General features: G+C 70.3%; 10 protein-coding genes and 1 tRNA gene. 6 read left to right on the top strand and 5 right to left on the bottom strand.

The window, feature by feature from the left end; all coding sequences use genetic code 11:
• Nucleotides 1–675 (top strand): Yip1 family protein (locus ACIQOV_RS12015; RefSeq protein ID WP_401047728.1); only part of this gene is annotated, 675 nt, incomplete at its 5' end.
• A gap of 153 nt (nucleotides 676–828) precedes the next feature.
• Complete coding sequence (locus ACIQOV_RS12010) at nucleotides 829–1,719, top strand: metal-dependent hydrolase (protein ID WP_359897744.1); 891 nt, start codon at nucleotides 829–831, stop codon at nucleotides 1,717–1,719.
• 85 nt (nucleotides 1,720–1,804) lie between these two features.
• On the opposite strand, the gene dcd is transcribed toward ACIQOV_RS12010, so the two are convergent.
• Together dcd and ACIQOV_RS12000 are read right to left on the bottom strand one after the other, a co-directional pair.
• Entirely contained in the window at nucleotides 1,805–2,380 is a 576-nt protein-coding gene (gene dcd / locus ACIQOV_RS12005) for a dCTP deaminase (protein WP_380548121.1), read from the bottom strand.
• Between the two features lie 71 nt (nucleotides 2,381–2,451).
• Nucleotides 2,452–2,673 carry a hypothetical protein gene (locus tag ACIQOV_RS12000; RefSeq protein ID WP_380351225.1) on the bottom strand — a complete coding sequence of 74 codons (222 nt, stop codon included), beginning with the start codon at nucleotides 2,671–2,673 and terminating at the stop codon, nucleotides 2,452–2,454.
• 276 nt (nucleotides 2,674–2,949) lie between these two features.
• On the opposite strand from ACIQOV_RS12000, the gene ACIQOV_RS11995 reads away from it, so the two are divergent.
• Both ACIQOV_RS11995 and ACIQOV_RS11990 read left to right on the top strand, forming a co-directional pair.
• Nucleotides 2,950–3,023 (top strand) — tRNA-Gly (locus ACIQOV_RS11995).
• A 147-nt stretch (nucleotides 3,024–3,170) separates the two neighbouring features.
• Nucleotides 3,171–5,237, top strand: a complete 2,067-nt coding sequence (locus tag ACIQOV_RS11990) for a zinc-ribbon domain-containing protein (RefSeq protein WP_401047723.1) — start codon at nucleotides 3,171–3,173, stop codon at nucleotides 5,235–5,237.
• A 63-nt stretch (nucleotides 5,238–5,300) separates the two neighbouring features.
• Here ACIQOV_RS11990 and ACIQOV_RS11985 read toward each other — a convergent pair whose 3' ends face one another.
• The 3 genes from ACIQOV_RS11985 to ACIQOV_RS11975 all read right to left on the bottom strand — a co-directional run bounded on the left by ACIQOV_RS11985 (nucleotide 5,301) and on the right by ACIQOV_RS11975 (nucleotide 7,846).
• Nucleotides 5,301–6,458 (bottom strand): tyrosine-type recombinase/integrase, encoded by a 1,158-nt coding sequence (locus tag ACIQOV_RS11985; protein WP_401047722.1) that lies wholly within the window; start codon nucleotides 6,456–6,458, stop codon nucleotides 5,301–5,303.
• Nucleotides 6,458–6,679 carry an excisionase family DNA-binding protein gene (locus tag ACIQOV_RS11980; RefSeq protein ID WP_401047719.1) on the bottom strand — a complete coding sequence of 74 codons (222 nt, stop codon included), beginning with the start codon at nucleotides 6,677–6,679 and terminating at the stop codon, nucleotides 6,458–6,460. Before ACIQOV_RS11980 ends, ACIQOV_RS11985 begins: the two co-directional genes overlap by 1 nt.
• A gap of 603 nt (nucleotides 6,680–7,282) precedes the next feature.
• Nucleotides 7,283–7,846, bottom strand: a complete 564-nt coding sequence (locus ACIQOV_RS11975) for a helix-turn-helix domain-containing protein (protein ID WP_401047717.1) — start codon at nucleotides 7,844–7,846, stop codon at nucleotides 7,283–7,285.
• A 325-nt stretch (nucleotides 7,847–8,171) separates the two neighbouring features.
• On the opposite strand from ACIQOV_RS11975, the gene ACIQOV_RS11970 reads away from it, so the two are divergent.
• Nucleotides 8,172–9,218, top strand: coding sequence for a hypothetical protein (locus tag ACIQOV_RS11970; protein WP_401047715.1), 1,047 nt, complete (start codon nucleotides 8,172–8,174; stop codon nucleotides 9,216–9,218).
• 80 nt (nucleotides 9,219–9,298) lie between these two features.
• Nucleotides 9,299–9,928 carry an ATP-binding protein gene (locus ACIQOV_RS11965; RefSeq protein ID WP_401047731.1) on the top strand — a complete coding sequence of 210 codons (630 nt, stop codon included), beginning with the start codon at nucleotides 9,299–9,301 and terminating at the stop codon, nucleotides 9,926–9,928.
• Nucleotides 9,929–10,050: the final 122 nt, after the last annotated feature.

The following is a 10,050-nucleotide window of genomic DNA, read 5'->3' as shown; positions in this document are numbered from 1 at the left end:
GATCTGAAAAGCTGCCCGCAGGAAGCGCGTGATGTGTTCCGATGGCCCTGTCGTGTACCCAGAGGACGGCCGGCGCGGCGGACGGCGTGCGGGGGTCGGGCCGGCGGCCAGTCCGCTCCGCACGTCGCCGGGCCCCGGCCGCACTGGCGCGAGCTGTTCACCGGCCTGTTCCGCGCCCCGACCGCCATCTTCGACCGCACCCGCGACCACCAGGTCTGGCTGCCCGCCCTCACCGTCTCGCTGCTGTACGGCGCGCTCGCGGTGCTCGGCATCGGGCTGACCCACGACGACATCGTCAACTCGACCTTCACCGTGGCGCTGACCGGCATCCTCGCCGCCGCCATCGGCTTCACCGTGACCGGGGCGCTCTTCGGCGGAGTCACCTACGCGCTGGCCCGCCAGCTCGGCGGCGACGGCCCGTGGAAGGCGACCGTCGGCCTGGCCGCGCTGATCGGCTGGCTCACCGACGCGCCCCGGCTGCTGCTCGACCTGGTGCTGCCCTCCGGCAGCGCCGTCGTCCAGGTCGTCGGCTGGGTCACCTGGATGCTCTGCGCGTACCTGCTGACCAGCATGGTCCGGCGGCTGCACGACCTGCCCTGGGGCAAGGCCGCGGCCGCCTCGGCGGTACAGCTGGTCGCGCTGCTGGTGCTGATCAAGCTGCCGACGCTGGGCTGAGCGCCCGGCGGGCCGAGGGTTTCGGCGGGCGGACGGCTCCGGCGGGCTTCGGTGGGCGGAACCCTTCGGCGGGCGGAAGGCAGAATGGGGGCGGGTCGCGGCCGAGCGCCGGGCCCGCCCACCCTCGTCGTCCCACCTTCACCGGAGCCAGGAATGACCCTCCCCACCACCCACGTCAGCTTCCCGGCCGGGGCGGTGACCGGCGAGTCCCCGGTGCTCGCGGTGCACCCGCTGGCCGACGGCCGGTACGCCGTCGTCACCGAGGCGACCCCGTTCCACCCGCTCGACCACACCTGGCCGGACCAGCCGGCCGACCTCGGCACCCTGACCGTGGACGGCACCGGGCTGGCCGTCGTCGACTGCCTGACCGGCGCCGTCGGCCCGGACGGTGGGGAGCTGCTGGTCGGCGCCGACATCCCGGTCCGGCGCGGTGACGAGGAGTGGTCCTGGCTGGTCCTGCACGTCCTCGACGGCGACCCCGGCGACATCGTCGGCCGCACCGCCGCGCTCGCCGTCGACGCCGACCGCCGGGGCGCCCTCAGTGCCTCGCACAGCGGCTGCCACCTGCTCGCCCTCGCCCTGAACGCCGCGCTCGCCCCGCGCTGGCGCAAGGACCCGGGCCGCTCGGACGCCTTCGGCCACCCGGACTTCGACAGCCTCGCCATGGCGAGCTCGGTGATGGACACCGCGGCCAGCACCGACACCTACCGGCTCGGCAAGTCGCTGAAGAAGAAGGGCTTCACGGTGGACGCCACCGAGGAGTTCCCGGCCCTCGCCGACGCCCTGCCGGCCCTCACCGAGGCCGTCAACGCCCGGCTGGCCGCCTGGGTCGCCGCGGACGCCCCGGTCCGCATCGAGGTGCCCGGCCCCGAGCTGACCGCCCGCCGCCAGTGGCACTGCGAGCTGCCCGAGGGCGGCGCGCAGATCTTCTGCGGCGGCACCCACCTGCACCACCTCGGCGAGCTGGCCGAGCTGCGCACCGAGCTGCGGCTGTCCGAGGACGGCACCGAACTGGTCGCCGTCACCAGCCCGAAGCGGGCCTGAGGAACGCCGCGGGCGGCCACCCCTCCTTCCGACCTCGGAAGGGGGTGGCCGCCCGTCGTGCGTGCGCTCTGCGGAGCCCTTCGGCTCAGACCTTGGTGTGGTGGAAGTTCAGGTACGAGCGCGACGGCGTCGGGCCGCGCTGGCCCTGGTAGCGCGAGCCGTAGCGCTCCGAGCCGTACGGGTGCTCCGAGGGCGAGGAGAGCCGGAACAGGCACAGCTGCCCGATCTTCATGCCCGGGTACAGCTTGATCGGCAGCGTCGCGACGTTCGACAGCTCCAGCGTCACGTGGCCGCTGAAGCCGGGGTCGATGAAGCCGGCCGTGGAGTGGGTGAGCAGGCCCAGCCGGCCCAGGCTCGACTTGCCCTCCAGCCGGGACGCGACGTCGTCGGGCAGCGTGATGACCTCGTACGTCGAGGCCAGCACGAACTCGCCGGGGTGCAGGATGAACGCCTCGTCGCCCTCCGGCTCGACCAGCCGGGTCAGGTCCGGCTGCTCCTCCGAGGGGTCGATGTGCGGGTACTTGTGGTTCTCGAACACGCGGAAGAAGCGGTCGAGGCGCACGTCGATACTCGACGGCTGGATCATCGACGGGTCGAACGGGTCGACGACGACCCGGCCCCGGTCGATTTCGGTCCGGATGTCCTTGTCAGAGAGCAGCACGCTTCGAGGTTACGTGCAAGAAAGGGCCCCGGACGAATCCGCCCGGGGCCCGTCCGCCCTTCCGCCGGCCCTCAGGCCAGGAACTCCGCGGCCTCCAGCCGCATCGCCCGCGCCAGTTGCGGCTCCGACAGCTCCCGCACGTCGGCCAGCACCGAACTCCGCAGCCGTCCGCACTGCGGACATCGGATCAACCGCCCGGGGCCGATCCGGCCCGGACCGAGGTTCTGCATCGGGAACGTGGTGGTGCTGAACAGGTGCCCCTCGGCACAACGAACGACGGCGCGCTGCTCCATCGATCCCCTTCCCATCCCTAACCCAGTACTCACCCGTACTCACGTGCCCCGGCGGCCGAGCCCCGGGACAGCGTCACACGAAGGGATGTTCCGGACATTCCTCACCATGGCTCGCCGCCCCGGCCCCCACCCACCGGGGCACTCGCACGCGGCCCAAACAGTACGCCCCCGCACCCGCCCCACCGTGCTCCGCCACGTTCGCCGACCCCCTGTGCAACCACCGTCGCAGATGGGGTACAGTGACACTGGATCGAGCGGTCTCTGACGGCTCATCAGGCGGGCGTAGTTTAATGGTAGAACATGAGCTTCCCAAGCTTAGAGCGCGAGTTCGATTCTCGTCGCCCGCTCCATACCGAAAGCCGCAGGTCATCTGACCTGCGGCTTTCGCGTTGTCTGGACCAATCCGACCCCGCCGTGCCAGATCCGTGCCAGACGTTTCCTGATGAGTCGTTAGACTCGATCGACTTGGTCGCGGAACGTCGCGGAACGTCGCGGAGGTGTCGATAGGGGTGGGGCGCTCTGCCTGGACTGATGAAGCGAGTCACGTGCCGCGGACTGAGCGGTCCAGCCGGCCAGGGCCAAGGCCTTCGACACCTCTCCTGATAGAGGCGCGCCCAGATCTCGTGGCTCAGTGGCACCCCGAGCGGAATCTTGGCCTGTCTGTGGGGACGGTGACCTGCGGCACCAGCAGGCGGGTGTGGTGGCGCTGCCCTGAAGGTCCGGACCATGAATGGCAGACATCAGTGGCGAACCGCGCACGCCCGCAGCGCGGCAGCACGGGCAACGGGTGCCCTTTCTGTGTTGGGAAACGGGCTTCGGTGACCAACTCGCTGCGCACCCTGCATCCGGAGCTGTCCGACCAGTGGGACCCGAAGCGCAACGGCGAGCTAACCCCGGACGATGTGGTCCCCGGGTCCAACAAGACGGTTCACTGGTGTTGCCCCGAAGGGCACAGATGGACCCAGAGCGTTATCAAGCGAGCTCTACGAGGCTTCGGTTGCCCTTACTGCGGGCGAAAGCGAATCACCCTTGCCACGTCCTTGCGGGCGACGCACCCGGACGTTGCCGCCCAGTGGGCCGCGGACCTCAACGTCCCCCTTGTACCTGACCAGGTCTTCAGCGGCTCCAGTGTGAAGGTCTGGTGGCGCTGCGCGCAGGGGCATACGTGGAAGACCAGTATTGCTATGCGTACCGGCCGAGAGGGAACGGGCTGCCCGTACTGCCCCAGAGGTACTCGGGGTCCGTACCGTGTAACGCCTGCCACATCTCTGGCGGCTGTTCATCCCGATATTGCTGCATGGTGGGACAACGACCTTAATGGTGCTCTCAGTCCACACGATGTGCGCTCTGGAAGCGAGAAGATCGTGGCTTGGCGTTGCCCTGCGGCCCCGGACCACGTTTGGCACGAGCAGGTCGCCCGGCGGATCAGCAACCAGGCCTGCCCCTTCTGCACGGGTCGACGTCCCAGCAGCACCTCGTCCCTGGCCGCCACCCACCCGGAACTCGCGTCGCAGTGGCACATTCAGCGCAACGGCCCTCGCACCCCGTGCGAGGTGACCAAGCGCAGCATGGCCAAGGCTTGGTGGCAGTGCCCCCTTGACCCCGCGCATGCATGGCAGGCGATCATCCGCAACCGCGCCGTCCTCGGCAACGGCTGCCCCTACTGCTCCGGCTTCTATGCCTCACCTGGACACTCCGTTGCCGCCAAGCACCCCGACGCGGCACGCCTGTGGCACCCGACCCGCAACGGCGACCTCACCCCGGACCAAGTCACCCCTGCAGCGAAACAGAAGGTGTGGTGGAAGTGCCAGAAGGGCGCTGACCACGAATGGCAGCGCGAGGTCTACCAGACCACCGCTGGCGTAGGCTGCCCGTTCTGCGCAAACCGGCGCGTCAGCGCCGCCAACAACCTTGCCACCACCCATCCCCGCCTTGCCGCTGAATGGCATTCCACCAAGAACGGCACGCGTATCCCCGCAGAGACCGTCTACGGCAGCACATACCGCGCCTGGTGGCGCTGTACCACGGACCCGCTGCACGAATGGCAGACCACCGTCGTTGCCCGCACCCACAACGGCACCAACTGCCCCTACTGCACCCTCGCGCCCCGCTCCCTACAGGAAATCCTCCTCGCATTCGAGATCCGTGAGTTCCTCCCCCTAGACCCGGATGTCCACAAGATCACGGTGACCACGGTGGCCGGAGAGACCCGGATCCTGGACGTCGACATCGTGCTCCCCGACCACCGCCTCGCGATCGAATTCGACGGTTCCTACTGGCACCAAGGCAAAGAAGCCAAGGACGAGGCCAAAGCTGGCCTCCTGCGCGGCGACGGCTGGACGGTCATCCGGGTGCGGGAAGCCCCGCTCAGGCTCCTGCACTCCCACGACGTGGAGGTCCCAGCCCTGTCCCCGAAACGCGCGGCCGACGCCGTCCTGCAACGCCTGGAGCTACTCCTTCAACGAGACCTTGGCCTGCGCGAGTACCTGCGGGCCAAACAGCCCCGAGCCGAAAGTAAGGCGCGCCGCCACGCGCTGCACCTCACGCGGGAGAGGCCACGTTGACCCGCGTTCTACAAGTCGGCGTCCGGCCAGCAGGAACTGGCCGGACGCCTTTGCGCCGGGCGGCTACGCCTCTCGGGCTTCGTCCACGGCGCGGGAGGCCGGTCGTCGCCGGCGGGTGCGGATGTCGACGACGGCGGTGCTGATGCCGTTGGCGATCTTCGTCTGCTGCTCCTCGGTGGCGTGCTGGTAGATCAATGCGGCGCGAGGGGAGTCGTGGCCCATGAAGGCCATGAGGTCCCGGAGGCTGGCGCCAGTGCTGGCAGCGAGGACGTTTCCGGTGTGGCGGAGGTCGTAGAAGCGAAGGTGCTCCAGCTCCAGCTTCTTCCGGGCCTTGCGCCACTTGCGGCCGAAGGTCGAGCGGCGGAACGGGGCGCCGCGCTCGCCGACGAAGAGCAGGCCGTCCTCGCCGTCCTGCGCGTACCAGCGCAGGTGCCGCTCGAACTCCGGGAGGAGTTCGGTCGGGATGCGGAGCGCGCGCTTGCCGGCCTCGGACTTGGGGTCGCCCACGGCCCGTTCGCCGGTGCAGAGTTCGGGGGCCGCGCGGCGGATCCACACGACTCCCTTCTCCAGGTCGACGTTGCGGCAGCGGAGTTCGGCCTGCTCCTCCGGGCGCAGGGCCATGAAGGCGGCGATGAACACCATCAGCTGCCAGCGCGGGCCCATCAGCTCGGCGAGTTGGAGGACCTGCTCGATGGTCGCGTGGGGGCGCTCGGCGGCCACCTCCTTGCCGCCGCCCTTGACGCGGCAGGGGTTGCGGCGGATCAACTCGTCGTCGACGGCGGTCTCCATGATCGACTTGAGCGGCCGGTAGGACTTCGCGGCGGTGGTCTTGATGCCGCGGTTGCGGAGCGCGGCACGCCAGGAGCGGACCTGGGGAGCGGTGATGTCCTTCACGTCGGACTCGCCGAAGGTCGGCGCGATGTGGAGGCGGAGGAGCCGGCGGTACAGCTCCTCGGTGAGCGGCGCGAGGTCGCGCTCGTCGATCCAGGCGGTGGCGTAGAGGAGGAAGTTGACGGCTCCTGCGTTGGGGTCGCGCCACTCGCCTCGGCGTATGTCAGCCTCGGTCTCGACGAGCCAGGCTTCGGCGTCGCCCTTGGTCTCGAAGGTCTCGTCGGCGTTGCGAAGAGCACCATCGGGGCCGGGGTAGCGGGCCTGGAAGCGGCCCGAAGGGAGTTTGCGGACGGAGCCCCAGCGGCGCCGACGGCCGGAGTTGTTCGCCATCAGGCAGCCCTCCCGACGCGGCGGCCACCGGAGCGGACCGGGCGGATGGCGGGGACGGTGCCGGCCTCGATGTAGGCGTCGAGGACGCTCTCGGCGATGCGGACGTGGGTGCCGATCTTGACGAAGGCGATGCGGCGCTCGGCGACGAGGCGGCGGGGGAAGCGCTCGCTGGTGCCCAGGCGCTCGGCGACCTGGGCGACCGTGAGGCACTGCTCGGGCATGCGGGTCCTCTCGCGATGGCCGATGGGCTGCAACCCGGGCCACCGCATGGCGGTTTCGAGGATGGGCGGTTGGGAGTGGTGTCGGCTCCCGAACGGGAGCGGAGAAGGGCGACCGGCCGGGGCGACAATGCGGGGTCGCGAGGGAGCCGAACTGCCGTGGGCGCTGTACGGAAGATCGGCGGAGAAGCCGCTCAGCGTCCGTGAGGCAGGGCAACCCTGCGGTTCTGCGGACGGCGGCTGGGAAAAGGGACCGTCAGACCGGTCTGATCGCCGTGCTGGTGACGGCAGCGCCGGAGGTGATCAAGCACCCCGTGGGCGGCGGGGCGGCGGCCAGGCGCGGCAAAGGCTGGACTGGCGTCGAGCGGAGCTCGGGCACGCGAGGTTCCTTCCTCGGTGGCTGGTGGGCTGCAACCCTGCACCGTGGTCGATCGTCATGGACGGGCGGTTGTGCGGTTGGTGGCCGCGTGGGGTGTGACAGTAGCTCTGGATTTCGGCCGCACCAAATGACTGGCGGGGCTTGGTGGGCACCGTAGGGGCGGTCCGGCTCGCTACCAAAAAAGATCTTGAGATGGCCTCGCGGGCGGTCGGCGCGGCCTGGTCCGGTCACTCGTCGGTATGGACCGGCTCGGCGGGCATCTTGCCGCCCTTGAGGAACTCCTGGACGAGTGGGGTCGGCGCGTACCTGCGGTACTCGAAGGAGAGGCCGATGGCGATCTTCCCTCGCAGTCGCTTGCAGTTGTGGGGGAAGTCCTGGCAGTACTTCTCGGCGGCGGCCAGGGCCTTGGTCGTGAACTCGGCGCCCTGCGCGGCCAGGCGGTAGCCCTCGACCACGTGCTCGGCGAGTTCCTGCATGATCTTCTCTTCGGGAGAGGTCGACGGGCCGAGGAAGTCCTCCAGGGCCAGGTCGAAGACCTTGGCGAAGCCGATCGCCTCGTTGAGGTTGATCCGCCGGCGTGGTTCACCGCTCTCGATGCGCCAGACCGAGGACTGGTTGATCGGGTAGCCGGCCTCGGTCATGCGCTTGGCCAGCTCGCCGGTGCTCCAGCCGCGGAGCTCGCGCTCCAGTCGGACGCGTTCGGCTGCGTTCTCCTCGCTCAGGGCAGCCGAGGCGCCTTCCTCGCCCTGGCCATCGGTCGGGCTGGTTGCGGGCTCTTCCTTCCCGGACATCTATTCACCTCGCATTCGAGTCTGAGGCGACTTGCATTAGCGCCACCGGGGTGCCATAGTCATGCATAGCGAAACGCATGTCAAGTCGAACCGCATCGCGGATGGACGATGCCTGCGGCTCGCCCGAAAAGGCCGAAGGCCCCCGGTGCTACCAACACCGAGGGCCTGAAAGGTCCCAAAACCGCCCATCCACGACGATCGGCCACGGTGCAGGGTTGCAGCCCAAGCGCACCGGGGAAGGACCAACGTGCTCCAGCGTACGGCGTCGCGCCCTTGCGGCGCACCTGCCTCACGCCCGTTCGCCCCGAAGGCGGGGTGGTAGGCCATGGCGCGCATCCGCACCATCAAGCCCGAGTACCCCGTCTCGGAAGACCTCGCCTCGGTGTCGCTGACCGCCGAGCGCACGTTCGTCTGCCTGCTCACCCAGGCCGACGACGAGGGACGCCAGCGCGACAACGCGGCCGTCCTCAACGGCGCCCTGTGGTCGTTGCGGCCCGAGCACACCGCGCTCGACACCGAGGGCGAGCTTCGCCAGCTCGCCGACACCGGCCTGATCTGCCGGTACACCGGCTGCGACGGCCGCCAGTACCTGCACGTCACCAAGTGGCACGAGCACCAGAAGATCTCCCACCCCACCCCCTCGCGCCTGCCCGCCTGCCCCGTCCACGAGCCCGCGGGCTGGTGCGGCAAGTGCAAGGCCAAGGGCAAGGGCTGCGCGCGCCCGGCTCCGGAGAACTTCCGAAGCCTTCCGGAACCGCTCGCGACCCTGGCGGAGACCGTCCCCGCCCAGCGGCCCTTCTCGGCCGGCGCCGAGTCCACCCCCGCCGTGGCCGTGTCGGCGTCCGAGGCGGCAGCTCCTGGCGAAAGTGCAGGTCAGACGGCTTCTCCGGAGTCTGTCCGGAGGACTCCGGAGAACGTCGTGCCTGGACCATGGACCTTGGACCATGGATCTACCCCTAAAGGGGGCGGCGACGCCGCGCCCACCCCAGCACCCTCGTCAGCAGCACCCGACCGGGACGGCAAGGTCCTGGTCGGCACGCACACCGGCAAGCCGCCGGTGAACGCGGGCGCCCTGCTGGCCGAGTACATCGCCACCTGCCCGAAGCCGGTACCGGCCAACGTGCGCGGGCACCTCGGCAAGGTCATCAAGGACCTGCTCGACGGCGGCACCAGCGACGACGACATCCGCGCCGGACTGCAGCTCTACGCGGCGAAGCCGATGAGCCCGAGCGTGCTGCCGAGCATGGTCCACGAGGCGATCAACGCCCAGCCCGCCGGGGCGTCCCGCGCCGGGCAGAGCGCTGCCCGCGCGCCGTACCGGCCCTTCGCCAACCCGGCCGACGCCCGCGACTACTACGAGGGGGACCTGTGACCAGCCTGCCCAACCCCCGCCGCACGGACGAGCGTCGCGAGCCGCAGCCGGCCTCGGGCGCCGTCCTGCGCCTGGGGCGGATGCTGGCCGCCAAGGGGATCGACCCCGACCGGCCGCTGCCCGACACCGACCAGCCCTCCACCGCGCTGGAGCTCGCCGACCGCTGCATCCCGCCGCGCTACCGCCTCGCCGAAGCCGACCACCCGGAGGTCACCATCTGGGTCCAGCAGGTCACCCTGGCCTGCCGACCCGGCCCCGGCGGCACCCCCGGCATCGCCCAGGGGCCCTCGCTCCTGATCGCCGGACCCACCGGCTCGGGCAAGACCCATCAGGCGTACGGGGCGATCCGCAGCCTGCTGAAGGCCGGGGTTCGTCTGCGCTGGACCAAGCTCACCGCCACCGAGCTGTACGCCTCCCAGCGACCCCGCCAGGGCACCGACACCGAGCGGGAGATGCGCGACCTGATGACCAGCCCGCTGCTGGTCCTCGACGACCTCGGCGCCGCCAAGGCGTCCGAGTGGACCGAGGAGCTCACCCTGCGGCTGGTCGACCACCGCTACGAGCACCTGCTCCCGACGATCTTCACCACCAACCTGGCGCCCGGCGATATCAAGAACACCCTCGGCGATCGCACCGCCTCCCGCCTCGCCGAGATGTGCGAACGCGCCATCCTCACCGGCACCGACCGCCGCAGGCGAACCGCCGCCTGACCGGCGCCGGTGCCCGGTGCACCCCGGCCGGTGTGCCCGACGGTGTGGTCGTGGCGGCGAACCCGGCGCCGGTTCCGGTGACGAGGGCGGCGAGCGCCAGCACCGCGACAGCGCTGATACGG

The organism is Kitasatospora sp. NPDC091257, from assembly GCF_044757675.1.
GTDB classification, from domain to species: domain Bacteria; phylum Actinomycetota; class Actinomycetes; order Streptomycetales; family Streptomycetaceae; genus Kitasatospora; species Kitasatospora lactacystinica.
The sequence above is the reverse complement of the archived record's forward strand: the minus strand, read 5'-3'. Positions and strand labels throughout refer to the sequence as shown.